Raw genomic sequence first — 23,082 nt, 5'->3', positions numbered from 1 at the left:
GACGGTCGACCTCTCCCCCAAAGGGAGAGGTGAAGAAAGCCTGGTCAGTTCCCCCAAACCCTGGCTCCGGCGCCTGACGCTGGCTGGTCTTGCGCTGTTCGTGCTGGCCACGGCCGGCGCGATCCAGCTCAATTCGACGCTGGTCGGCATCGCCGCCACGCTGCCGCCAACGCCGGACGTCAGGACGCTCCCAGTTTCGGTCGCGGTTACCGACCGCGACGGCCTGCTGCTGCGTCCGTTCACGACTGACGATGGCCGCTGGCGCCTACCGGTCGATCGGGCGGGTGTAGATCCGCGCTTCATTGAAATGCTCATCGCCTACGAAGACCGCAATTTCACCCGGCATGACGGCATTGCCTGGTCGTCCATGCTGCGGGCGGCGGGCCAGTTCGTTGGCGCCGGAGGGCGGGTGGTGTCCGGCGGCTCGACGCTGACCATGCAGGTGGCGCGGCTGATCGAGGGACAGCCGACGCGCAACGTCTGGGGCAAGCTGCGCCAGATGGTGCATGCCGCAAGGCTGGAGCGCGATCTGGGCAAGGACGAGATCATCGATCTCTACCTCACGCTGGCGCCCTATGGCGGCAATATCGAGGGCGTCCGCGCGGCTAGTCTCGCCTATTTCGGCAAGGAGCCGGCACGGCTCACCACGGCCGAGGCCGCCCTGCTGGTGGCGCTGCCGCAATCGCCCGAGGCGCGCCGCCCGGACCGCGATCCGCTCGCCGCCCAGCGCAGTCGCGACATGGTGCTGGATCGCCTCGTGGCCATGGGTGCCTTGCCCGCGGAAGAGGCCATTGCCGCCAAGCGCGAGCCGGTGCCGATGGCGCGCCGCGACTTCCCCATGCTCGCCGCCCATGTGGCCGAGCAGGCGGTCAAGGCACAGCCGGACGCAAGGACGGTGGCCCTGACCATCGACAAGCGGCTGCAGGATGCGCTCGAGCGGCTGGCGGCGGGGCGGGCGCGTATCCTCGATCCGAAAGTGTCGGTGGCCATAGTGGCGGCCGATATCGACAGCGGCGAAATCCTCGCCTCGATTGGTTCGGCCGGGCTGTTCGCCACCCAGAGCGCCGGCTTTGTCGACATGACCACGGCGGTGCGCTCTCCTGGCTCGACGCTCAAGCCGCTGATCTATGGCCTTGCCTTCGAGCTGGGGCTGGCTCATCCCGAAAGCCTGATCGAGGACCGCCCGACGGCCTTCGGGGCTTACGTGCCGGTCAATTTCGACGGCTTCAACCGGGGCACCGTGACCATCCACGATGCGCTGACCGAGTCGCTCAACATCCCCGCCGTGGTCGTGCTCGATGCGGTCGGGCCGGCACGACTGGTGTCCCGGCTGCGGCGCGCCCATGCCGATCCGCGCCTGCCGGTCGATACGGCGCCGAGTCTAGCGGTCGGTCTGGGTGGTGTCGGCATCACGCTGCGCGATCTCGTTTCGGTCTATGCCGCGATCGGCAATGGCGGGGTGCCGGTCAGCCTGCATGACGGCATCAAACTGCAAGAAAACCGCCAGCATGCTGCACGCGTGCTGGACCCCGTTGCTGCCTGGTATGTCGCCGATATCCTGGCCGATGTGCCGCCGCCGCTGAATGGTTCGCCCGGCCGGATCGCCTACAAGACCGGCACTTCTTATGGCTATCGCGATGGCTGGGCCATCGGGTTCGATGGCAAGACGGTCATCGGCGTCTGGGTCGGGCGGCCCGATGGCGCGCCTGTTCCGGGCCTTTCGGGCATTGTCGGCGCCGCGCCGATCCTGTTCGAGGCCTTCGATCGGCTCGGCAATCGCAAGGCGCCGCTGCCGCGGGCGCCGGCCGGGGCGATCCTGGCCTCCAATACCGAGCTGCCCAGCCCGTTGCGCCGCTTCCGCCATCCCGACGAGGACATGGTGGCGCGCGATGCGGCGCCGGAAATCGCCTTTCCCGGCGATGGCGTGGACGTCGATCTGGGGCTGGCCTCGGGGGATTTCTCGCCGCTCATGGTCAAGGTGCGCAATGGCGTGCCGCCCTTCACCTATTTCGCCAACGGCGCCCCCTTCGGCCGTCCCGACTTCGCCCGGCAAAACCTCTGGGAACCCGACGGGCCGGGCTATGTGACGCTTTCGGTGGTGGATGCGGCGGGGCGGGGCGACAGCGTTACGGTGTTCCTAAACTAGTGCCCGCAAAGCATACGGGCCCCGCAGGGCCCGTGGATAACTTGTGTTGACGGGTAGGCTCAGAAGCCGAAGACGGTGGTGAGGCTGGACTGGCCATCGCCGTTCTGCACGCATTGGCCATTGGTATTCTCGCCGAACTGGAACAGGCCGCAATTGTTGTTGTTGCCGTTCTGCTCGATGGTGCCTTCGTGGCCATTGCCTTCCTGCACGATCAGGCCGTGATTGCCCGAGCCGTTCTGGTTGAATCCGGCAGCGTTGAAATTGCCGTTCTGGCTGGCATTGGCGCCGCTCGAGGACAGGCCTTTCATCAGCGAGAAGATCTGCAGGCCGGTGCCCAGGGCCTGCTGCTGGTCCGGGTCGGTGGGGGTGTAGCTGATCGAAACCTGGCCGGCGGCCATGGCGGGGGCGGCGAGGCTGGCAACGCCGATGACGGCGGCTGCAAGGGCGGCGATGAAGGTCTTGGTGAACTTGGTGGTCATGGCGTCTCTTCCTGGATTGGCGATTGCTGGGTGTTCCAGCCGATGACCTGAGATTATGCGTGCCCGACTGAACCGATCCGGAGCGGCATATTCAGAATGCGTTCAGTTGCAGGAGCCCTTGAGGCATCAGTCGTGCACCACCTCTCCCTTCGGGGGAGAGGTCGACGCGAAGCGGCGGGTGAGGGGGCCTTTACCGGGTGCAGTGCTCGTGGGTAGGCCCCCTCACCCGGCCTGCGGCCGACCTCTCCCCCAGAGGGAGAGGTAAGAAAGCAACAGGGCTCCGGTTGCCCGGAGCCCTGTGGGGCTGAGATCGGAGATGGGTTCAACGCAGGCTCGCCAGGTCCTGGTCGCAATCGAGGGTCTTGCCGTCGGCGGTGACGTCGAAGACGACATCGTAGCTCGCGCCGGCATTGATCAGCACCTTGCCAAGCGGAGTGGCCTCGTTGGCATTGGCGGTGAAGTAGCCGCCCTGGCTGATATTGGACGAGCCGCCATTGCCTGAGCTGCGGATGGCGAAGCGATATTCGCCGCTGAGGGGCGTGGGGCTGAGCACGGTGCCTTCAAGCGCCAGCATGCCGCGTTCGGCGCTGGCGGCGATGCCGCACTGGACGGCGCTGGCACCGGAATTGGCCATGCCGCCCGTGGCGGCTGCGGCGACCAGCGCCAGGCCGAGAAGAATGGCGCTGCTGCGCCGGGTGGGAATGATCATCTGTTCCTCCTGAGGTTGATAGGACGAGCCGGAAGGGGTGGCCCTTCCGGCCATCTGCAATTCACGTCAGGGCCGGATCAGGGGCAGGCCTGGACGAAGGCGGTGACATTGCCGGCGCCGGCCTGGGTCACGTTGGCATTGCAGCCATTGCCGACCTGGACGCCGGCGGCGACATTGCCATTGCCGTCCTGGGTCAGGATGGCGTTGTGGTTGTCGCCGAACTGGCCGACGCCGGCAGCGTTGTTCCAGCCGTTCTGCCAGGTATCGGCATAGTTGTTGTCGCCTTCCTGGCCGATGGCGCCGACATTGTTGCCGCCATTCTGGTGGCCGACGGCGGTGTTCCAGTTGCCGTTCTGGTGCACGCCCAGCTTGTTGTTCCAGCCGAGCTGGCTGCCGCCGGCGCCGTTGCCGAAGCCGAACTGGTTGACGAAGACGTCGTTGGACATGGCGGGGGCGGCCGAAGCAGCGATGGCGACGGCGGCGACTGCAGTGATGATGAGCTTGCGGATCATTTGGGTCTCTCCTGTCTTGGCAACGCTCCCTCCGAGCGCTTCTTGCCGATGTCACGAGAGTTAGCGGAGTGATTTGGAACGGCTGCTGAAGCGCGAATTCAGACTTCGTTCATCGCGTCGCCTGTCTCCGCCGGGCCCAGCACCACCCGGCGCAGGATGCCGATGGCATCGAGGAAGGCGCTGTCGTGGCTCACCACCAGGAGGGCCCCGTCATAGCCCCGCAGCCCGGCCTCGACCTGCTCGATGGCATGGATATCGAGGTGGTTGGTGGGCTCGTCGAGGATCAGCAGCTGCGGCGGATGATTGCCGCCGATGGTGCAGGCGAGGCCGGCGCGGAGCATTTCCCCGCCACTCAGCGTGCCGGCCTGCTGCAGCGCGGCATCGGCGCGGAACATGAAGCGGGCCAGTGCCGACCGGCAGGTATTTTCGTCGGCATCGGCATTGAGGGCGCGGAAATTGTCGCGGATGCTCAGCGCCGGATCGAGCAGGCTTACTGTCTGGTCCAGCATGGCATGTGGCACGAGGATGCGGGCGCTGCCACTGTCCGGGGGCAGGGCGCCGGTGAGCAGGCGGAGCAGGGTGGTCTTGCCTGCGCCATTGGGGCCGGTGATGGCCACCCGTTCCGGACCGGTCAGCAGCAATGAGAAATCGCGGATGACAGGGACATCAGCAGGGCCGCCGGTGAGCCCATCGGCCTGTAGCACGGCGCGGCCGGCGGGAAGGCCGGTGGACGTCAGCGTGACGGACAGGGGCGTCAGCACTTCGAGCCTGGCGCGCGCCTGGTTCGCGGCTTCGGCGGCGTCGCTGCGCAGGCGGTTGGCAAGGCGGCTATTGCCGCCGCTGGTGTTTTCCGAATTCTCTTTCATGCCGCCCAGCATGATTTTGGGAATGTCGCCCTTGGCCGCCTTGCGCTTGCCGGCGCCGTCCTTGCGGGCCTTTCTTTCGGCGACCGCCTGGAGCTTGCGGTCGAGCTCGGCGACCTTGCGTTCGGCGTGGCCGAGATCGTGTTCGGCGGCGGCCAGCTCCTGCGCCTTGCGCTCGGCATAGTGGTCCCAATTGCCGCCATAGCTGCGGGCGCCCAGCGTGGTCAGCTCGACAATGGCGTCCATCTCGCGCAGCAGGCTGCGATCGTGGCTCACCACGATGGCGGCGCCACGCCAGCGCTGCAGCAGATCGACCACGGCGCGACGGCCGTCGGCGTCGAGATTGTTGGTGGGTTCGTCGAGCAGGATGATGTCCGGCTCGGCCAGGATCAGCCGGGCAAGCGCGAGGCGGGTGCGCTGCCCGCCACTCAGCGTCGATAGCGGCCGGTCCGGCGCAAGGGCGGGCAAGCCGACATCGGCGAGGGCCGTGTCGATGCGGCCGGGCAGGGTCCAGTCGGCGTCGCCGGCATCGGCGGCACTGCCGAGGCCCTGTTCGAGCCGGTCGAGCAAAACCAGGGCCGGGGCGACTCCCAGATGGTCGGCGACGGTATCGTCATGACCCACTTGTACTGACTGCTCGAGCATGCCGATCGACCCCTGGATCGCAACCGATCCGGCAGATGGGCGGATAAGTCCGGCGATGATGCGGAGTAGGGTGGATTTGCCCGTGCCGTTGCGCCCGATCAGGCCCGTCCGGTGCTGGCCGAAGGAGAGATCGAGGGCGGTGAAGAGCGGCTGGTTATCGGGCGTGGACCAGCTGAGCTGGTGCAGGGCAACGGAGGCAGGCATGGGCGGATTCCAGGTGAGCGATGCGGGCAAGGCAGTCGTTCAGCGTGGAATCCATGGGTACCGTCCGGTCAGAGCTGCGGGTGTGGGGAAGATAGGGAAGGGGCGGGAGTTGTCAAGTTTGGCCAGCCTTGCCTCTCCCTTTGGGGGAGAGGTCGGCGGCGCAGCCGACGGGTGAGGGGGCCTTCCGCTCACACCGAATTCGGGAAGTCCCCTCACCCGACCCAAGTGGGGTCGACCTCTCCCCCAAAGGGAGAGGTGAAGACAGATTACGCCAGGTACCGCTTCTTGAGATGCGCCTTGAAGAAGTCGGCGTTGAGGGGTTCGCCGGTGGCGCGGGTGATCAGGTCGGGGGTCGACCAGCGCGAGGCCTGGCTCCAGATATTGTCGCTGCGCCACTGGTTGACGCCGGTGAAATCGCCCTTGCGAATGTCGTCGCGGAGCTGCGGCTGGGCTTTTTCGAGCGCGGCCCATTGCTGGGCGGCGATCATGGCGCCGAGCGTGTAGCTGGGGAAATAGCCGAAGGCTCCGGCGGGCCAGTGGACGTCCTGCATCGGGCCGTCCTTGGGGTCGTTGATGGTCGAGATGCCGAGATATTCGGTCATCCGGGCATCCCAGGCTTCCGGGATCTGGCTGGCTTCGAGCTTGCCGTTGACCAGGTCCTGCTCCAGTTCGTAGCGCAGGATGACGTGGAGGGGGTAGGTGACCTCGTCGGCATCGACGCGGATATAGCCGCGCTCGACGAAGTTCACCTCATTGAGGATATCGGCAATGTCCCAGCCGGGAATGGCCTCTTCGCCCAGATATTGATGCACCTGTGGCAGCATGAATTCCCAGAATTCCGGGCTTCTCGCGAGCTGCATCTCGACGAACAGGCTCTGGCTTTCATGGATGCCCATGCCGCGCGCCTTGCCCAGCGGCCAGTGCGACCATTCCTTGGGCAGGCCCTGCTCGTAGAGGGCGTGGCCGGTCTCGTGCAGCACGCCCATGAGCGAGGACAGGAACTCGTCGGTGCGATAGCGCGTGGTCATGCGCACATCGGTCGGCACGCCGCCGCAGAAGGGGTGGTGCGAGACGGCCAGCGAACCGTGGGTGAAGTCGAAGCCGACGGCGCGCATGGCTGCGAGGCCGAGTTCGCGCTGCTTGTCGATGGGGTAGGGGCCGTTGAGAGTCTTGCGGGGGCGCCTGGCCAGGCGTGCCTCCTGCGCGTCGAGGGCCTGGGGCACGAAGCCCTTAAGGAAGCTCTTGAGGTCAGCAAAGACCAGATCGAGATCGGCCGTGCGATTGCCTGGATCATACTGGTCCATCAGCGCGTCATAAGGGGCGAGCTTGAGCGCGTCGGCGCGCAACTGGGATTCCTCGCGGACCAGGGCCACGACGCCTTCCAGCGCCGGCAGGAAACTGTCCCAGTCGCCCTTGGCGCGCAGGTCGCGCCAGAGCTGTTCGGAGCGCATGGTGGCCGCGGTGCGGCGCTCGACGAATTCGGTCGGCAGGCAGGTGGCGTTGATATACTGGCGCTTGAACTCGGCCAGAGCGAGCCGCTGGTCTTTGCTTTCGGGCCGCGCCGCCTCGATCCAGTCGCCGATTTCGGGCGCCGTGGCCTGGGCATGGTACATGCCGGCGAGATTGGACATGGCTTCGGCGCGCTTCTCGCCGCCGCCGACCGCCATATGGGTGGCCTCGTCGGCGCCCAGGATGGAGAGGGCATGCTCCAGCGCTTCGAGCTTGCGGCCGAGATCATCGAGTTTCTGGAAGGACAATTGCAGACTCCGAAAGGTGGTCAGCGAGGTGTTCCACAGCCGGGCGCATCGGGCAAGCGTGCGGAAGCGCCGTCACTGTTCGCCTGCAACGCGCGATGGCCCACACTCAGTCCTTCGGCTTGGTGGCTTGCCAGGCGCCGCCCAGGGCGAGGCCAATCGCAATGCCGATACCGATGCCCATGGTCAGACTATCGATGGCGGTGCCGATCACTGCGCCTATCGCGGCGCCGACAGCAATGCCCAGGCTTACTGACATGGCAACCCTCCCTTGCCTTTGGCAAACCGACGGGCCGGCGATGGGTTCCATGAATGGGGAAGAGGCGCAGCCGGGGTGACTGCGCCTCCGGGAAGGCCGGGATCTGTTCTGGAAGCCGACCGGGCAGGCCTTCTGGTTCTGCCGGGGAGCCCCGGCGCGCCATTGGGGGAATGCGCGCCAGGGAATGGGGAGGTTCTTGCTAGAAGGGCAGGATCGCGTCCATGGCCTGCTGGCCGTAGCGGGGCTGCTGCACATCGGTGATCTGGCCGCGCCCGCCGTAGGAGATGCGCGCTTCGGCGATCTTGGACGACTGGATCGTGTTGTTGGCCTGGATATCGGACGGACGGACGATGCCGGCGATGATCATGTCGCGGACCTCGAAATTGACCCGTACTTCCTGGCGACCCTCGATCACCAGGTTGCCATTGGGCAGGACCTGCATGACCACGGCGGCGACCGAGGTCTCGAGGCTTTCCGAGCGATTGACCGAGCCATTGCCGCGATTGGTCATGCCCGAGTCGAACTCGATGGCGGCCGAGGGGTCGATGGAGCCGTCGCTGATATTGTCCAGGGCGACGCCGAAGATGCCGCCCATGCCGGCGGTGTTGGTGGAGTTGCGGCCCGACTGGGTGGTGTTGGCGATCTGGGCGCTGTCGTCGATGGTCACCATGACCGTGAGGATGTCGCCGATGCGGTGGGCGCGCTCGTCCTTGAAGAAGCCGCGGGCCGAGGTGCGATAGAGCGAATTGGGCTGGTAGGTATCGGCAATGGCCTCGGGCATAGGCATGCGGACCGGCTGGTAGCCGGCCGTGGTGGTCGGGTCGGCAATGGCGGTCAGCGGTGGGGCGGAGCCGACGCTGGCGAGGCGATCCATGGTGCTGCAGCCGGCAAGGGTTGCGGTCAGCGTCAGGAGGGTGGCGAGTTTGAAGAAGTGCATTGGTCTGATCTCCTGAAGCCTAGAGGCCGGCGAGGGCGAGCGGGTCGGTACCCACTTCGACTGCGCCGGGGGCAATTGCGGTGGCGCTGATGACGCGCTTGGACATGAGGTTGAGCACCTGCAGCGGGGCGCCGATGGTGGCGCCCGTCACGGCCTGGCCCTTGACCGTCAGGGTCATCGGGCCCTTGCGGAAATAGATGGTCACGGTGTCGTTCTTGGAAATGAGCTGGGGCACGGCCACGTCGGCGGGCTTGAGCATCATGCCCTCGCGGCTCTGGCGCAGCAGGGACTTGCCGACGACGTCGTCGAGCTGGGGAAAGCCGGTGCTTTCGACAAAGCGGAGCGGCACGGGGCGCATCTCGATATTGTCGGCTGAGAGCAGCGTGCCGGCCGGCAGGTTGGCGGTGATATGGGGCACGTCGACCATGAGCTCGATGGTCCCCGATACGTCGAGCGGCTGCTCGACGCCGGCAATGGTGAAGCGGGCGGTGAAGGCGCCGCTGCCGGGCAGGTAGCGCAGGCTGACGACGCTGGCCGGCTCGGCCACGGCCTCGGCATGGATGGCGGGCACGGGCGTATTGAACAGCGTATTAAGGCTCATGCCGGAGCCGAGGATGCCGCGCTGGGTCAGGTCGGCTGCGATCAGCGTACTGAGCAGGGTCTCATCGACAATGGCGGCGGCGCGGGTGACGCGGATGCCGCTGAGGCCTCCGGCCTCGAAATCGACAATGCCGAGGCGGCCGAGGGCGGTGGTGATGTCATCGAGGCCCACCACGCCGCTGGTGCCGGGCAGGGGGGCGCGGAACAGGGCCTGTTCGGCTTCGGCGCCGGCATCCTCGAACATGTCGCCGACGGTGACGAGTGCGGCGTTGACGACGATTTCCGAGCGCAGCACGGGCGCGGCCCAGGCGGCATTGGCGAGGAGGATGGTGGTCAGGGTGGCGAAGGCGGAACGCAGGATCATCAAGGTCGCTCCTATCAGCGCAACTGGCTGGTGGCCTGCATCATCTCGTCCGCGCCGGAGATGACGCGAGCGTTCATCTCGTAGGCGCGCTGGGCGGCGATGAGGTCGGCGATTTCGGTGACGGAATTGACGTTGGCCATTTCGAGATAGCCCTGCATCAGGTTGCCCACGCCATCGGCATTGGGCACGCCGACCTGGGCCGGACCGCTGGCGGCGGTTTCGATGAACAGGTTGTCGCCCAGCGATTCCAGGCCCGACTTGTTGACGAAGCGGGCGAGCTGCAGCTGGCCGAGCTGGGTCGGGACCGCCTCGTTGTCGAGGAAGGCGCTGACCATGCCGTCGGGCGAGATGGCGATCGAGGTGGCCAGGCCCGGGATATTGATGCCGGGATCGATGGGGTAGCCGGTCGAGGTCACGATCTCGCCCTCGGCGGAGCGCTCGAGCGAGCCGTCGCGGGTATAGGCGGTGCGCCCGTCGGGCAGCTGCACCATGAAGAAGCCTTCGCCGCGGACGGCGACGTCGAGTTCACGGTCGGTCATGTTGACGCCGCCCTGGCTCATCACGCGCGGGGTGGAAACGGTGCGCACGCCCGAGCCGATCTCGAGGCCGGCCGGCACCATGGTGCCCTGGTCGGAGGTCTGCGCGCCGGCGCGGGTGATCTGCTGGTAGAGCAGGTCCTCGAACTCGGCGCGCTGGCGCTTGTAGCCCGTGGTCCGCATGTTGGCGATGTTGTTGGAGATGACTTCGACATTGCGTTCCTGGGCGCTCATGCCGGTCGATGCGATGTAAAGAGCTTTCATGGCAGGTCCTCAGGGTTACGCGTTGCTGTCGCCGAGGCGCTGGATGGCGGTACGGCGCAGTTCGTCCTGCTTGCTGGCCAGCGAGGCCGCCGATTCATAGGCGCGGGTCACGCGGATCATTTCGGCCATTTCGCTGACGCCGGAGACGTTGGACTTTTCAATGAAGCCCTGCATGGCGCGGGTATTGGTGGCGGCGACCGGCGTGCCGCCGGAGAACAGGTTGCTGCCCTCGCGCAGCAGTTCCTGCGCATTGGCGAATTCGACGAGGCGCAGGCGGCCCTTGGGACCCGCGCTGGAGCTGATGGCGCCGTCGGTGGCGATCAGGATGCCGGTTTCGTCGGGGCCGAACTGTATGGGGCCGGCCTCGCCGAGGACCGGATTGCCGCTGGCGTCGACCAGGGTGCCGTTGGCGCTGAGCTGGAAGGTGCCGGCGCGGGTCCAGCGGTCACCGGCCGGGGTCTGCACGGCGAAGAAGCCATCGCCGTTGAGGCCGACATCGAGCTCGCTGCCGGTCTGCACCATGCCGCCGCCGGACAGGTCGTGAATGGTGGCCCAGTCCTGCACGTAGGAGAGGGGTTGGTCGAGGCTGGGGAATACCTGGTCGCGGGCGACCGGCATGACATATTCCTCGAACAGGATCTGCTCGCCCTTGAAGCCGGTGGTGTTGATGTTGGCCATGTTGTTGGCCACGACATCCATCTGCCGCTGCAGCGCGATCTGCCGGCTGAGGCTGATCAGTTGCGCATTCTCGATCATTGGCTGATCCCCGGAAAGTTAACGTCCCCGAGACCACCTGCTTCCCCAAGTCTGCGGTCTCGCCATTAACACTGCAGAAACCATGCCAAGGCCGAAACTTTAATAAAATCATATAGATAAGATGATCGCTTGGTTAGCCGTGGCGGGGCGAACTTTCCTGGCGCGGCAAAAGCTGCCCGGCAATTTTTGCCGCTTTGGCCCTGTTTGTAACCAATCGTTAACCATCGGCCGCTTAGCTGGGCAGGAGCCGGAATCGTCCGGAAAGTCCCGCATATGGCAGGTTGGCATGGCCGCTGAAGCAGAAGTCGACGATGCCGCCCCGGCCAAGAAGGGGATACCCAAGCTCTTCATCATCATTGGTGCGGCCGCTCTCGTGGTTGTGCTGGCTGGTGCGGGGCTCTTTGTCTTCCTGTCGTCGTCATCGGCGCCCACGGAAGAGGGTGCTGCCGAGCATGGCGGCGATGCCGCGGCTGCCGCAGCCGGGCACACGTTCATCTTCAACCTGCCGCCGATGATCGTGAACCTCAACAATGAGGAGCAGGCCGGCGCTTTCATGAAGCTCACGGTGGCTCTCGAGGTCGCCAATGAGGAAATGATGGTGGAGATCCAGCCGCGCATGGCCAAGGTGGTCGATGCGTTCCAGGTCTATCTGCGCGAATTGCGCCGGTCCGACCTGGAAGGCTCTGCCGGCGTCTATCGCCTCAAGGAAGAGCTGCTGCGCCGCGTCAATGTCGCGATCTATCCCAGCCGGGTCGAGTCGATCCTGTTCAAGGAAATCCTGGTGCAGTAATGGCTGGCCCCACCGAACAGGACAAGCTCGCGGAAGAATGGGGTCTGGATGCCGCTGAGGATTCGGCGGACAACATGACCGACGAGCAGCGCGCCGCCGCGGCCGCCGCCGAATGGGCCGCCATGATCGAGGGTGAGGCCGGGGAAGCCGAAGGCGGACCCGACCGCGTTCTCAACCAGGACGAAATCGACAGCCTGCTCGGCTTTGATGCCAGCATCGGCAGTAATGTCGAGCTCACCGGCGTCCAGGCGCTGATCAATTCGGCGCTGGTCAGCTACGAACGCCTGCCGATGCTCGAAATCGTCTTCGACCGGCTGGTGCGGCTGGCGACGACGTCCCTGCGCAATTTCACGTCCGACAATGTCGAAGTCACCATGGACTCGATCTCGTCGGTGCGCTTCGGCGACTATCTCAACTCCATTCCGCTGCCGGCCATTCTCTCGGTGATCAAAGCCGAGGAATGGGAGAATTACGGCCTGCTCACCGTCGATTCGAGCCTGATCTATTCCATGATCGACGTGTTGCTGGGTGGCCGCCGCGTTGGGGGCAATATCCGCGTCGAGGGCCGGCCCTATACGACGATCGAGATGGCGCTGGCCCGGCGCATGATCGAGGTGATCCTCGAGGATACCCATCGCGCCTTCGAGCCGGTGACGCAGGTTAATTTCAAGCTCGAGCGCATGGAGACCAATCCGCGCTTCGCCGCCATTTCGCGGCCGGGCAATGCGGCCATCCTGATCGAACTGCGCATCGAGATGGACGATCGCGGCGGCAAGATCGAAATCCTCTTGCCCTATGCCACCATCGAACCGATCCGCGAACAGCTGCTCCAGATGTTCATGGGTGAAAAGTTCGGCCGCGACCCGATCTGGGAAGGCCATCTGGCGACCGAAATCTATTCGGCCGACGTCGAGATCGAAGCCGTGCTGCACGAGCAGGACCTGCCGCTGTCGCGCGTGCTGAGCATGAAGCCGGGCGACACGGTGATGTTCGAGCGCCTGCCCACCGATCCGGTGCGGCTGCGCTGCGGCGATGTCGAGCTCACCGAGGCCATTATGGGCCATATCGGCGATCACGTATCGGTGCGGGTCAGCCGCCCCCTCAACCCGCCCCGGGTGACCATGGCGGCCTTTGAAGCAATCGACGAGAAAATGGAAGGACGATGATGTTCGGCTTGCCTCTGGGTTTGTTCGTGGAAGGCGCTGTCGCCATTCTGCTCGCACTGACAATCGGATACTGCATCGTGCTCAACCAGCGCCTCAAGCGCCTGCATGCCGACAAGGATGTGCTGCGCCAGATGGTGGCCGACCTTGTGGGGGCGACCAACCTGGCCAACCAGGCCATCAAGGAGCTCAAGCAGACGGCGGTGGAAGCCGATTTGTCGCTGAATTCCCGCCTGGAGGAAGCAGAGCGCTTCGGCATCGAGCTGGCCAACCATGTCAATGCCGGCACGGTGCTGATGGAGCGTATCGCCAAGATCACCAGCGTCGCCCGGCACAGCCAGGCGATCGAGCCGGTAGAGCAGCCCAACAAGGTGCAGTCGGCGCTTGAGCAGCTGTCGGCCCGCGTTCGCACCCGCGGAGTTGCTGCGTGACCAATATCCGCCTGCTGCCGGTCGTCGTTCTGGCCATTGCTGCGCTGCTGGTGCTGAAAACCGTGGGCCTCGTGACCAATGGCGGCTATGTGCTGACCGGCGTCACCACCGCTCGCGCGGCCGGCGGCAGTGCGCCGAGCGAAGGCGGCGGCACGGCAGAGGCCGACCAGACGGTGACGCCCCCTGGCGAGCCGACTTTGGAAGATACCAGCCCGACGCTGTCCGATTCCGCGCCGACCCTTGGCGAAGCGCCTGCGGCAGCCGGCCACGGCGCGGCGCCGGCCGAGTCGCATGGCGAAGAAGACCCAGCCGCCGAGACGGATGCGGCGCACGAGACCCCCGCCGAACCGCCGGCCAATGCGCTGGCAGAGTCGGTGACTGCGCAGCCCGGCGTCTATTGCGTCGAGGCCGATGCCACGATCACCGAGAGTGGCGAAGCCATCCTCCGCGCGCCGAGAAGCGCCGAAACGGAAGCGGCGGCGCATGCGGTCGAAACGGTCGACCATGCCGTGCCCGAGGGCAGTTTCGCCCCGCCGGTGATCGATTGCCTGCCGTCTGGCGACGCCATCCCGATGGAAATCGGCGCCGACGGCACTGTCACCCCAATGATCGGCGGCGAGGCAACGACCGGGACGGAGCAGCAATTGCTCGAGCGTCTCGTGGCCCGCCGCGACGAGCTGCAGAAATATGAGGAAGACCTGGCGCTGCGTGCTTCCATCGTCGATGCCGCCGAGAAGCGCATCGAGGAGCGGGCCGCGACCCTGGAGGCGCTGGAATCCCAGATTTCCACGCTGGTCGACCAGCGGCAGGAAATGGAGACCGGGCAGTTTGCCGGCATCGTCGCAATGTATGAGGCGATGCGGCCCAAGGATGCCGCCAACATCTTCAACAATCTCGATATCGAGGTGCTGCTGCGCGTGGCCAAGACCATGAGCCCGCGCAAGATGGCGCCGATCCTGGCGGAGATGGATGCGCCGCGCGCGCAGGAGCTGACGGTGCGGATGGCCGACCTGGCGGACATGCCGGCCGCCGAGATGACGCCGGACGATCTGGCCGCGCTGCCGCAGATCGTTGGTCAGTAAGGCTTTCCCTATCGGGGTAAGGCGACGTTAAGCCGGGGACGCTAGGGTCGGCACGAGAGTATCGTGTAACCCACGCGTTTCGTGATCCCGGAGCCGAAAGCTTCGCCACGCTGACGCGACAATTGCGTCGGGCGGGCAGAAGCCGGTGAAGACGATCAAGGCAGGTTTGCGGCGCGCCGGAAGGGCCGTCCTGATCGGCATCGCCCTGGCGATGCTGGGTCTGGCCATGCCGGCGGCGGCCGAGGAACAGGGCCAGCTGTTTGCCACCCAGGAAGACGGCTATGCAAGGCTGATCCTGAGCTTTCCGGGCCGCGACGACCTCCCCAAATACGAAATGCGCATCGAAAACGGCGTGCTCTCGATCGAATTCGAAGAGCAGGTTTCGATCATCCTGCCCGATGTCGGTGTGACCATGGCGCCCTATCTGTCGGTTGCCCGGGTGGATCCGGACGGCAGGGGCCTGCGCATGGGGCTGCGCACGTCGTTCAGCTTCAACCGCATCGAGGCCGGGGAAAAGCTGTTCATCGACCTGTTGCCGAGTGATTGGCAGGGCATGCCGCCGGCACTGCCGCAGGAAATCATCGACGAGCTGGCCGAGCGGGCGCGGCTGGCCGCGATCCGCGCCGAGCGTGAGCGCAAGGCCGCCGAGGTGGATGCCCTTGATCCCAAGGCCGTGGTGCGCGTTGGCCGCAACCCCACCTTCATGCGCCTGCAATTTGACTGGACCGTGCCCACCACGGCCGAATTCGTGCAGGAAGGCGAGACCGCCCACATCGCCTTCGAATGGCCGGTGGGCGTCGACATGCGCGACCTGACCCTGGACCTGCCGCCCGAGATCGCCTCGGTCGAGACTTCGGTGAGCCCGGATGGCTCGCTGATCACCCTGCAGGTGGCCGAGGGCGTGACGCCGCGCTTTTACGAGATTTCGCCGCGGCAATTCGTGCTCGATGTCGACATTGCCGGCGTCGGCCTGCCCAGCTTCACCGCCGCGAGCCTGGCCGATGGCGTTGCCGAGGAGCCCGAGGCGGAGGCGACCGGGCCGGATGCGGCCAAGGTCGGCATGCTCTACCCCGAAGGCGTGGCCAAGAGCGTGACGCCCTTTGTCAGCGTGCTGGGCTCCACCGTCCGCGTGGTGTTTCCCTTCGAGCAGGACACGCCCGCTGCCGTGTTCCGGCGCGGCGACACGGTGTGGATGATCTTCGATACGGTGGCCGGCATCCAGCCACCGGCGCATTCCCAGGAGCTCGATGCCCTGGCAAGCGAGTTTGCCGTGGTGACGGCCGGCGACACGCAGGTGGTGCGGGTCGAGCTGTCGCAGGACCGGCTGGCGACCCTGGGCTCGGAAGGCATGGCCTGGGTGCTGTCGCTGGGCGATATCATGCTGACGCCGACCGTGCCGATCAATCTCAGCCGCCGCCGCGACCTGGACGGCGTGTTCGAAGTGGTGGCCGATGTGGTCCGCCCGGCCCGCATCCACGAATTCCGCGACCCGCTGGTGGGCGACATGCTCAAGGTGGTGACGACCTATCCGCCGGCGCATGGCGTGACGCGCACGCTCGACTATGTCGAATTCTCCGCGCTGCGCAGCGTGCATGGCCTGGTCATCAAGCCCAAGAGCCCCGAACTCGAGATTGCGCTCGAAAACGATCTGGCCGTGCTCTCGACGGCCGGCGGCCTGACGGTGTCGGCCCATGATGCGCCGCGCACGATCGGCAACGGCATCACCGAGTCGCTGCGCGGCAGCTATGTCGATCTGGCGGCGCTGGAAGAGAAGGACTACGGCGCGCTCAACGAGCATGTCGACGCGCTGCTGGCCAATGCCGCAGACGGGGAGGGCCGTGCCCGCGACATCGCCCGGCTCGACCTGGCGCAGTATTACACCGCCAACCAGTTCGCCCATGAAGCGCTGGGCGTGCTGGACGTCATGGAAGCCGATCTCCAGGCGGAGGACCTGACGCGCAAGATGCGCATGACGCGCGCCATCGCATCGACGCTGGCGTCGCGCCCGGCCGATGCGCTGAGCATTCTCAATGCCAATTCGATGGCGCAGGAGCTCGATGCCCTGTTGTGGCGGACCATTGCCCGCGTCGACGCCTATGATTTCAAGGGCGCCCGCTCCGATGCGGTCGAGGCCAATGGCGTGGTCGAGAATTATCCGGTCTGGGTGCGCAACAAGTTCTATTTCGCCGCGGTGCGTGCGGCGGTCGAGATCGACGACATGCCCGTGGCCGAGCGCTTCCTCGATCAGATCGACTTTGCCAGCCTCGACCCCGAGCAGGTCAGCCTGTTCCACCTGCTGTCGGGACGCGTCGACGAGTCGCGCGGCCGGGTCGCCGAGGCCATCGACACCTATGGGCAGGTTATTGCCGCCGATATCCGCCCGACGCGGGCCGAGGCGATCTACCGGACACTGCGCCTGCTCAACGAGCAGGGTACGCTCGATCTGGCCAAGGCCACCGAGACGCTGTCGGCAGAGGCGCTGCTGTGGCGCGGCAATCCGCTCGAGGCCGACATGCAGGCCATGCTGGCGGATTTTTACTTCCACAATGGCGACTATCGCCTCGGCTTTGAAACCGTGCAGCAGGCTGTCGCCAACTATCCGGAAAGCCCGCCTGTCACGGCGCTGCGCGATGAAGCCCAGCGCCGCTTCGGCGAACTGTTCCTCGACGGCCTGGCCGACTCGCTGGGGCCGGTCGATGCGCTGGGGCTCTATTATGATTTCCGGCAGCTGACGCCGCCGGGGGCGCGCGGCGACGAGATGATCCGCAACCTGGCGCGGCGACTGGTGCGGGTGGACCTCCTGGCGCAGGCGGCCGAACTGCTTGAATACCAGCTGGAAAACCGGCTGCGCGGCGTCGCCCGCACGCAGATCGCGGCCGACCTCGCCATCATCTACCTGGCCGACCGCCGGCCGCAGGACGCCATCCGCGTACTCAATGCCACGCGTCTGCCCGACCTGCCGGAATCACTGGCGCGCCAGCGGCGGATACTCGAAGCCCGGGCCATGATCGATGGCGGCCGGGACCAGCTGGCGCTCGACCTGCTGCGGGACCTCGATGGCCGGGATGCCGACCTGCTGCGCATCGATGCGCATTGGAAGGCCAAGCGCTACGACCGCGCCAGCGAAATGCTCGAAGTGCTCTATGCCGACCAGCCGGCGGGCGTGCCGCTCAGCCAGCCGGTACGCATGGGCCTGATCAAGGCCGGCGTTGGCTTCGTGCTGGCCGGCGACCAGTTCGGCCTGTCGCGCCTGCGCTCCAAGTTCGGCGATGCCATGGTGACGACGCCGGAATGGCCGATGTTCGACCTGGTGACCGGGCAGATTGAGGTGACGAGCCTCGAATTCAAGGCGGTGGCGAGCCAGGTCTCGGGCGTGGACGGGATCAATTCCTTCCTCGCCTCCTATCGCGACACCTATGCCGGGGAGGGCGCCCTGGCGCCGCTCACCGCGTCGGAGCCCAGCGCGGGTCTGGCCGCCAATATCTAGCGCTAAGTGCTGACGAAGCTGCGTACCAGCGAGCCGGCGACGAGATACCAGCCGTCGACCAGCACGAAGAAGATCAGCTTGAACGGCAGCGAGATCACAACCGGCGGCAGCATCATCATGCCCATGCTCATCAGCACCGAGGCCACGACCATGTCGATGACCACGAAAGGCAGGAACAGCAGGAAGCCGATCTCGAAGGCGCGGCGCAGTTCGGAAATCATGAAGGCCGGAATGAGCAGCTGCAGCGGGATGGCCTCGGGGTCATCGGCGATCGGGGCGTCGGTCAGGTCGTAGAACAGGGTCAGGTCCTGCTCGCGCACATTGGCCCGCATGAATTCGTGCAGCGGGGCGCTGCCCAGCTCGAACGCCTCGGCGATCTCGATCTCACCTGCCAGCAGGGGAGCAATGCCCTGGTCATAGCTCTGCTGCAAGGTGGGCTGCATGACGAAAATGGTCAGGAACAGCGCCAGCGAGACCATGACCGAATTGGGCGGGGCGGTCTGCAGGCCGATGGCGGTGCGCAAGAGCGAGAGCACGACCACGATGCGGGTGAAGCTGGTGACCATGACCAGCATGGATGGCGCCAGCGACAGCAGCGTGATCAGCCCGATGATCTGGACGGCACGCTCGGTCAGCGTGGTTTCGTCGCCGAAATCGATCGAGACATCCTGCCCGAAGGCCAGACCTGGCGTCAGCGCCAGCAGCAGAACGGCGAGGCCGGCATAGGGTGCAAGCCGCCGCAGCCGCGACGGCGCAGCGCTACTTCCGGGTTGCCTCGCTGTTGTCCTCGACAAAGTCGGTGCCTTCTATGTCATGCCGCGCCCTGTCCTCTTTAGCTGAGTCGGCGGCCGGCAAGACCGGATTGGCGGAGTTTTCCGGGGAAACCGGTATTTCCGTGTCGCTGACGGGGCGCAGCAGGCCGGTATGGCGCAGCGACAGGTGCGCGCGCTTGTTGGTGGGCTGGCCCAGTTCGCGCAGCCGATCGATGGCCGTGGCCGGCCCGGCAGGGGGCTGCGGCTCGACAGCTGGCGCCACGGGGGCAGTTGCCGCAACCGCTGCAGAGGGCTTTGCCGCGGGGGCGGGCTTGCGCGCGGCCACCATGGGAATGGGCCGGCGCGAGGGCTGGGCGGCGGGCGTCTCGTCCACGGCGATGCCGGCCTCGATCACCAGGTCATGCGCGCCGCCGGTGAGGATCAGGTGTTCGACATTGTCGCGCCGCACGATCAGCAGTTGCCGCTTGGGGTCGAGGGCGAGGCTGTCCACCACTGCCAGCCGCCGGTTGCGTCCGCGACCGACATTGCCCGAGGCACGGGCCAGGAGCTTGAGCAGCCACAGCACCAGCACGATCGCCACCACGACAGCGGCGAGGGCGAAGATCGTGGTCAGAATACTATTGTCACCGAAAAGGCTGGTGATGAACTGCATGTCGGCTCCCAAACAGGCGCCGCCCGAATCCGGCGGCATATATTGCCTACCACATCCCGATAAATGTGCAGAATGCGAGGCAGGCTCTGCCCTAACGCGGTGTGGTTAACGCTTGATTAACCATAGACCGGCAAGAATTGCCCAGCGCGGACCATTTTGAGACTCGCGGGGGATTGGCCAATGGGCCTGATGAATATGCCGGTGTTTACGGCACTGACCGACAAGATGCGCTGGCACCAGGCTCGTCAAGGCCTCCTGGCTGAGAACGTCGCCAATGCGGAGACCCCGGGATTTCGGGGGCGCGATCTGGCGCAGTATGATTTTGCCGACCGCTCCAGCGGCTTTTCCTCGGCATCGGTCACCACCTCCGCCACTCAGCCCATGCACTTTTCCGTGTCCAGCAGCGAAGGCTCGGCCTTTGGTGCACAGCGCATGGCCAATTTCGAGGTCACCCCGGAAGGCAACGGGGTCACGCTGGAAGACGAGATGATGAAGGTCACGACCAACATGATGGACTACCAGGCCGCGACCACCCTCTACCAGAAGTCGATCAAGATCCTCAAAACCGCGATGGGCCGTCAGGCCTGACAGAGAGCTAGCGTCACATGGATTTCAACTCTTCGCTCCGTATCGCTGCCACCGGACTGCACGCCCAGACCGCGCGCATGCGGGTGATCGCCGAAAACCTCGCCAATGCGGATTCCGCCGGCACGGCACCGGGGGAGGAGCCCTATCGCCGGCGCATCCCGACCTTCGAGGTCTCCTATGACGCCGATGTCGGCGGCAAGATCGTAGAGGTGGGGAACCTTGCCTATGACATGAGCAACTTCACCAGCCGCTACGAGCCCGGCCACCCTGCGGCGGATGCCACGGGCTATGTGCAGTATCCCAACGTCAACCCGCTGATCGAGACGATGGATATGCGCGAGGCCCAGCGCACCTATGAGGCCAATCTCAATGTCGTCACCGTGACGCGGCAGATGCTCGGGCGCACGCTCGACATCCTGCGCGGCTAGCGGTTCCGGTTCGACAAGCAAACACTGGCGGGAGCCGATAGATGGCCATCAATACCCCATTCAATGCCGCAACCGCCGCCTATGGCAATGCCAGCCGGCTGATCAACCAGGCGGCCAAGCCCAATACCGACCTGACGGCGCTGGCCACCCCCTCCGGCGGTGGCAGCTTTGCCGACATCCTGGCCCAGCAGGTGCAGGGCGTGGTGGATTCGGGCCGGGCGAGCGATGCCATGGCCGTCGACATGGTCAACGGCAAGGCCAACGTGGTCGACATGGTGACCGCGCTCAGCGAAACCGAAATCGCCATCGAAAGCATGGTGACCATCCGCGACCGCGTGATCTCGGCCTACGAAGAAATCATGCGGATGCCGATCTAGGATAGCGGCAGGTATTGCTGCGGGGTGCTGCGCTCTCCCGCACCCCATCGTCCAAACATCGCGTTAGGATTATCTTAACCCAGCGCGATTCGTGCGCAGTGAGACCACCATGACCGGCGCCGAAGTGCTCGACATTGCCAGTGACGGCATCTGGACGCTGATCATCGTATCGGCGCCGATGATGATTGTGGGGCTGGTGGTGGGCGTCGTCATCGCGCTGTTCCAGGCGCTGACCCAGATCCAGGAACAGACCCTGGTCTTCGTGCCCAAGATCATCTCCATCTTCATCACCATGCTGCTGGCCCTGCCGTTTCTGGGCGCCACCATGGGTGGCTACATGAACCGCGTGGTCGACATGATCATCGTGGGCGGCTGACGGTGACGATCGGCCTCGACTGGCTGCCGGAAACGGCCTTTCTCTACCTGCTGCTGTTCACGCGCATCGGCGCGATCCTGATGCTGATGCCGGCGCTGGGCGAGGACATGATCCCGATGCGCATGCGGCTCAGCTTCGCGCTGGCCTTTACCCTCGTGGTCTATCCGCTGCTGTCGCCCAACCTGCCGGGCATGCCGGCCGATGTCATGGGCATTATCGGGCTCATCTTCCATGAGCTGGCCATCGGGATCATCCTGGGCGCCATTGCGCGCATTACGGTGATGGCGACGCAGGTGGCCGGCTCCATAATCGCGTTCCAGACCGGGCTGTCGACGGCCATGGCGGCCGACCCCACGCAGGTCGGCGTGCAGGGCGCAGTGTTCGGCAGCTTCCTCAGTTTCCTGGGCATGGTGCTGATCTTTGCCACCGACCTGCATCACATGGCCCTGGCCGCGACCTATGACAGCTACATGGTGTTTCCGCTCGACGCGCCGCTGATGTTCGACGATGCGGCGCAGCTGGCGATCCAGACGGTGGCCGGGGCGTTCAGCGTCGGCGTGCAGATGTCGGCGCCGTTCATCGTCTTTGGCCTGGTGTTCAACCTGGGGGCGGGCATCCTGGCAAGGCTGATGCCGGCGATGCAGGTGTTCTTCGTGCTGATGCCGGCCAATATCGTGATCGGCCTCGTGCTGTTTGCGCTGCTGCTCAGCGCGATGATGGGCTGGTATCTCACGTCCTTTGAGAACCACCTCGCAATGTGGCGGGGGTGACCGATGTCCAGTGAGGCCCCCGAACAAGACTCCAAAACAGAAGACCCCTCCCAAAAGAAGCTCGAGGACGCCCACAAGAAGGGCGATGTCGCCAAGAGCCAGGAAGTGGTCACCTGGTTCATGCTGCTGGGGTCGGCCGCCATCTTCACGATGATGGCGCCGGCGACGGCGGCGAACCTGTCCGGGTCGCTCGAACTGCTGCTGATGAATGCCGACCAGTTCCAGCTGGGGGGCGCCGGCTTTGCCGCCTTCTTCAACGGACTCGCCCTGACGCTGGTGGGCACGGTGCTGATCCCGCTGGTGGTGCTGTCGAGCTGTGCCATCCTCGCCAACCTGATCCAGCACCGGCCGCTGATGTCTGCCGAGCCGATCATCCCGAAATTCTCCAAGATCTCGCCGCTGGCCGGGGCCAAGCGCCTGTTCTCCACCGAGTCGCTGGTCAATTTCGGCAAGGGCCTGGCCAAGATTTTCATCGTCGGCACGGTGGTTGTGCTCGTCGTGTGGCCCGAGCGCGACCGGCTGGAGACGATGATGACGTCTGATCCGCTGATCATCCTGGCCGATTTCCAGGAGATCGGCCTCAAGATCTTCATCGCGGTCCTGCTCATCGTCACGGTCATCGCGCTGGCGGACTACATGTATGTGCGCCAGAAATGGTGGAAGAAGCAGATGATGACGCTTCAGGAAACGCGCGACGAATACAAGCAGCAGGAGGGCGATCCGCACGTCAAGGGCAAGCTGCGCCAGCTGCGGCAGGAGCGCTCGCGCCGGCGCATGATGTCGGCGGTGCCGGACGCCACCGTGGTCATCACCAACCCGACGCACTTTGCCGTGGCGCTCAAATACGACAAGGGCATGAAGGCGCCGCTCTGCGTGGCCAAGGGCGCCGATGCCATTGCCCTGCGCATCCGCGAACTGGCCAGGGAACACGACGTGCCGATCGTCGAAAATCCGCCGCTGGCCCGCGCCCTGTTCGCAGCGGTCGAGGTTGATGGCGTCATCCCCAACGAGCATTTCAAGGCCGTGGCCGAAGTCATCGGCTTCGTGATGCGACTCAAGCGGGGCGCGGGGTGGAAGTCGAGCTAGGGTAGGGTAGTGTTGAAAACGCGGATCGACCTCCCGCAGGGTCTGGCCATT

At 65.5% G+C, this 23,082-nt stretch carries 24 protein-coding genes; 12 read left to right on the top strand and 12 right to left on the bottom strand.

What is annotated here, in order from left to right; genetic code table 11:
* Positions 1 to 100: 100 nt before the first annotated feature.
* Complete coding sequence (pbpC, locus tag ACLI1C_RS12515; RefSeq protein WP_411397262.1) at positions 101 to 2,146, top strand: penicillin-binding protein 1C; 2,046 nt, start codon at positions 101 to 103, stop codon at positions 2,144 to 2,146.
* 59 nt (positions 2,147 to 2,205) lie between these two features.
* On the opposite strand, the gene ACLI1C_RS12510 is transcribed toward pbpC, so the two are convergent.
* The 10 genes from ACLI1C_RS12510 to flgF all read right to left on the bottom strand — a co-directional run bounded on the left by ACLI1C_RS12510 (position 2,206) and on the right by flgF (position 11,028).
* A complete protein-coding gene (locus ACLI1C_RS12510) occupies positions 2,206 to 2,625 on the bottom strand; it encodes a curlin (RefSeq protein WP_411397260.1) in 420 nt (139 codons plus the stop codon).
* A 322-nt stretch (positions 2,626 to 2,947) separates the two neighbouring features.
* Entirely contained in the window at positions 2,948 to 3,334 is a 387-nt protein-coding gene (csgH, locus tag ACLI1C_RS12505; protein ID WP_411397259.1) for a curli-like amyloid fiber formation chaperone CsgH, read from the bottom strand.
* Positions 3,335 to 3,411: 77 nt separating this feature from the next.
* Positions 3,412 to 3,846 carry a curlin gene (locus ACLI1C_RS12500; RefSeq protein ID WP_411397257.1) on the bottom strand — a complete coding sequence of 145 codons (435 nt, stop codon included), beginning with the start codon at positions 3,844 to 3,846 and terminating at the stop codon, positions 3,412 to 3,414.
* Between the two features lie 98 nt (positions 3,847 to 3,944).
* Positions 3,945 to 5,558 (bottom strand): ABC-F family ATP-binding cassette domain-containing protein, encoded by a 1,614-nt coding sequence (locus tag ACLI1C_RS12495; RefSeq protein WP_411397255.1) that lies wholly within the window; start codon positions 5,556 to 5,558, stop codon positions 3,945 to 3,947.
* A gap of 266 nt (positions 5,559 to 5,824) precedes the next feature.
* Positions 5,825 to 7,315 carry a carboxypeptidase M32 gene (locus ACLI1C_RS12490; protein ID WP_411397253.1) on the bottom strand — a complete coding sequence of 497 codons (1,491 nt, stop codon included), beginning with the start codon at positions 7,313 to 7,315 and terminating at the stop codon, positions 5,825 to 5,827.
* Between the two features lie 106 nt (positions 7,316 to 7,421).
* On the bottom strand, positions 7,422 to 7,571 hold the full coding sequence (locus ACLI1C_RS12485) for a hypothetical protein (protein WP_411397251.1): 150 nt from the start codon (positions 7,569 to 7,571) through the stop codon (positions 7,422 to 7,424).
* Positions 7,572 to 7,770: 199 nt separating this feature from the next.
* The gene (gene flgH / locus ACLI1C_RS12480; protein WP_411397249.1) at positions 7,771 to 8,508 is read right to left on the bottom strand and encodes a flagellar basal body L-ring protein FlgH; all 738 of its coding nucleotides are present in this window, start codon (positions 8,506 to 8,508) and stop codon (positions 7,771 to 7,773) included.
* A gap of 19 nt (positions 8,509 to 8,527) precedes the next feature.
* The gene (gene flgA / locus ACLI1C_RS12475; RefSeq protein ID WP_411397248.1) at positions 8,528 to 9,472 is read right to left on the bottom strand and encodes a flagellar basal body P-ring formation chaperone FlgA; all 945 of its coding nucleotides are present in this window, start codon (positions 9,470 to 9,472) and stop codon (positions 8,528 to 8,530) included.
* A gap of 14 nt (positions 9,473 to 9,486) precedes the next feature.
* Complete coding sequence (gene flgG, locus ACLI1C_RS12470) at positions 9,487 to 10,272, bottom strand: flagellar basal-body rod protein FlgG (protein ID WP_411397246.1); 786 nt, start codon at positions 10,270 to 10,272, stop codon at positions 9,487 to 9,489.
* Between the two features lie 15 nt (positions 10,273 to 10,287).
* A complete protein-coding gene (gene flgF / locus ACLI1C_RS12465; protein ID WP_411397245.1) occupies positions 10,288 to 11,028 on the bottom strand; it encodes a flagellar basal-body rod protein FlgF in 741 nt (246 codons plus the stop codon).
* Between the two features lie 286 nt (positions 11,029 to 11,314).
* Between flgF and ACLI1C_RS12460 the strand changes: the two genes are divergently transcribed.
* From ACLI1C_RS12460 to ACLI1C_RS12440, 5 genes are all read left to right on the top strand, one after another.
* Positions 11,315 to 11,818: a flagellar basal body-associated FliL family protein gene (locus tag ACLI1C_RS12460; RefSeq protein ID WP_411397244.1), complete on the top strand. Its 504-nt coding sequence runs from the start codon at positions 11,315 to 11,317 to the stop codon at positions 11,816 to 11,818.
* A complete protein-coding gene (fliM, locus tag ACLI1C_RS12455; RefSeq protein ID WP_411397243.1) occupies positions 11,818 to 12,984 on the top strand; it encodes a flagellar motor switch protein FliM in 1,167 nt (388 codons plus the stop codon). The genes ACLI1C_RS12460 and fliM overlap by 1 nt, the downstream gene beginning before the upstream one ends.
* On the top strand, positions 12,981 to 13,412 hold the full coding sequence (locus ACLI1C_RS12450) for a DUF6468 domain-containing protein (protein ID WP_411397242.1): 432 nt from the start codon (positions 12,981 to 12,983) through the stop codon (positions 13,410 to 13,412). The genes fliM and ACLI1C_RS12450 overlap by 4 nt, the downstream gene beginning before the upstream one ends.
* Complete coding sequence (locus tag ACLI1C_RS12445) at positions 13,409 to 14,494, top strand: MotE family protein (RefSeq protein ID WP_411397241.1); 1,086 nt, start codon at positions 13,409 to 13,411, stop codon at positions 14,492 to 14,494. Before ACLI1C_RS12450 ends, ACLI1C_RS12445 begins: the two co-directional genes overlap by 4 nt.
* A 145-nt stretch (positions 14,495 to 14,639) precedes the next feature.
* The gene (locus ACLI1C_RS12440; RefSeq protein ID WP_411397240.1) at positions 14,640 to 17,981 is read left to right on the top strand and encodes a tetratricopeptide repeat protein; all 3,342 of its coding nucleotides are present in this window, start codon (positions 14,640 to 14,642) and stop codon (positions 17,979 to 17,981) included.
* A 2-nt stretch (positions 17,982 to 17,983) separates the two neighbouring features.
* Here ACLI1C_RS12440 and fliP read toward each other — a convergent pair whose 3' ends face one another.
* Positions 17,984 to 18,724, bottom strand: a complete 741-nt coding sequence (fliP, locus tag ACLI1C_RS12435; protein ID WP_411398321.1) for a flagellar type III secretion system pore protein FliP — start codon at positions 18,722 to 18,724, stop codon at positions 17,984 to 17,986.
* Between the two features lie 16 nt (positions 18,725 to 18,740).
* Complete coding sequence (locus ACLI1C_RS12430) at positions 18,741 to 19,406, bottom strand: flagellar biosynthetic protein FliO (protein ID WP_411397239.1); 666 nt, start codon at positions 19,404 to 19,406, stop codon at positions 18,741 to 18,743.
* Between the two features lie 180 nt (positions 19,407 to 19,586).
* On the opposite strand from ACLI1C_RS12430, the gene flgB reads away from it, so the two are divergent.
* From flgB to flhB, 6 genes are all read left to right on the top strand, one after another.
* A complete protein-coding gene (gene flgB, locus ACLI1C_RS12425; protein WP_411397237.1) occupies positions 19,587 to 19,994 on the top strand; it encodes a flagellar basal body rod protein FlgB in 408 nt (135 codons plus the stop codon).
* Positions 19,995 to 20,011: 17 nt separating this feature from the next.
* Complete coding sequence (gene flgC / locus ACLI1C_RS12420) at positions 20,012 to 20,422, top strand: flagellar basal body rod protein FlgC (RefSeq protein ID WP_411397236.1); 411 nt, start codon at positions 20,012 to 20,014, stop codon at positions 20,420 to 20,422.
* 41 nt (positions 20,423 to 20,463) lie between these two features.
* Positions 20,464 to 20,799, top strand: coding sequence for a flagellar hook-basal body complex protein FliE (gene fliE, locus ACLI1C_RS12415; RefSeq protein ID WP_411397235.1), 336 nt, complete (start codon positions 20,464 to 20,466; stop codon positions 20,797 to 20,799).
* 109 nt (positions 20,800 to 20,908) lie between these two features.
* Positions 20,909 to 21,175 (top strand): flagellar biosynthesis protein FliQ, encoded by a 267-nt coding sequence (gene fliQ, locus ACLI1C_RS12410; protein ID WP_411397233.1) that lies wholly within the window; start codon positions 20,909 to 20,911, stop codon positions 21,173 to 21,175.
* 2 nt (positions 21,176 to 21,177) lie between these two features.
* Positions 21,178 to 21,945: a flagellar biosynthetic protein FliR gene (fliR, locus tag ACLI1C_RS12405; RefSeq protein ID WP_411397231.1), complete on the top strand. Its 768-nt coding sequence runs from the start codon at positions 21,178 to 21,180 to the stop codon at positions 21,943 to 21,945.
* A gap of 3 nt (positions 21,946 to 21,948) precedes the next feature.
* Positions 21,949 to 23,031, top strand: a complete 1,083-nt coding sequence (gene flhB, locus ACLI1C_RS12400) for a flagellar biosynthesis protein FlhB (RefSeq protein WP_411397229.1) — start codon at positions 21,949 to 21,951, stop codon at positions 23,029 to 23,031.
* Positions 23,032 to 23,082: the final 51 nt, after the last annotated feature.

Origin of the sequence: Devosia sp. XGJD_8 (assembly GCF_046614475.1) — a bacterium.
Lineage (GTDB): Bacteria > Pseudomonadota > Alphaproteobacteria > Rhizobiales > Devosiaceae > Devosia.
Note: the sequence above shows the minus strand (reverse complement) of the source record. Positions and strands in the feature narration are given on the sequence as shown.

Coding starts and splice junctions, on each gene's coding strand:
- ACLI1C_RS12510 (WP_411397260.1), bottom strand. CDS start 2,625: ATGACCACCAAGTTCACCAAGACCTTCATCGCCGCCCTTGCAGCCGCC.
- csgH (WP_411397259.1), bottom strand. CDS start 3,334: ATGATCATTCCCACCCGGCGCAGCAGCGCCATTCTTCTCGGCCTGGCG.
- ACLI1C_RS12500 (WP_411397257.1), bottom strand. CDS start 3,846: ATGATCCGCAAGCTCATCATCACTGCAGTCGCCGCCGTCGCCATCGCT.
- ACLI1C_RS12495 (WP_411397255.1), bottom strand. CDS start 5,558: ATGCCTGCCTCCGTTGCCCTGCACCAGCTCAGCTGGTCCACGCCCGAT.
- ACLI1C_RS12485 (WP_411397251.1), bottom strand. CDS start 7,571: ATGTCAGTAAGCCTGGGCATTGCTGTCGGCGCCGCGATAGGCGCAGTG.
- flgH (WP_411397249.1), bottom strand. CDS start 8,508: ATGCACTTCTTCAAACTCGCCACCCTCCTGACGCTGACCGCAACCCTT.
- flgA (WP_411397248.1), bottom strand. CDS start 9,472: ATGATCCTGCGTTCCGCCTTCGCCACCCTGACCACCATCCTCCTCGCC.
- flgG (WP_411397246.1), bottom strand. CDS start 10,272: ATGAAAGCTCTTTACATCGCATCGACCGGCATGAGCGCCCAGGAACGC.
- flgF (WP_411397245.1), bottom strand. CDS start 11,028: ATGATCGAGAATGCGCAACTGATCAGCCTCAGCCGGCAGATCGCGCTG.
- ACLI1C_RS12460 (WP_411397244.1), top strand. CDS start 11,315: ATGGCCGCTGAAGCAGAAGTCGACGATGCCGCCCCGGCCAAGAAGGGG.
- fliM (WP_411397243.1), top strand. CDS start 11,818: ATGGCTGGCCCCACCGAACAGGACAAGCTCGCGGAAGAATGGGGTCTG.
- ACLI1C_RS12450 (WP_411397242.1), top strand. CDS start 12,981: ATGATGTTCGGCTTGCCTCTGGGTTTGTTCGTGGAAGGCGCTGTCGCC.
- ACLI1C_RS12430 (WP_411397239.1), bottom strand. CDS start 19,406: ATGCAGTTCATCACCAGCCTTTTCGGTGACAATAGTATTCTGACCACG.
- flgB (WP_411397237.1), top strand. CDS start 19,587: ATGGGCCTGATGAATATGCCGGTGTTTACGGCACTGACCGACAAGATG.
- flgC (WP_411397236.1), top strand. CDS start 20,012: ATGGATTTCAACTCTTCGCTCCGTATCGCTGCCACCGGACTGCACGCC.
- fliE (WP_411397235.1), top strand. CDS start 20,464: ATGGCCATCAATACCCCATTCAATGCCGCAACCGCCGCCTATGGCAAT.
- fliQ (WP_411397233.1), top strand. CDS start 20,909: ATGACCGGCGCCGAAGTGCTCGACATTGCCAGTGACGGCATCTGGACG.
- flhB (WP_411397229.1), top strand. CDS start 21,949: ATGTCCAGTGAGGCCCCCGAACAAGACTCCAAAACAGAAGACCCCTCC.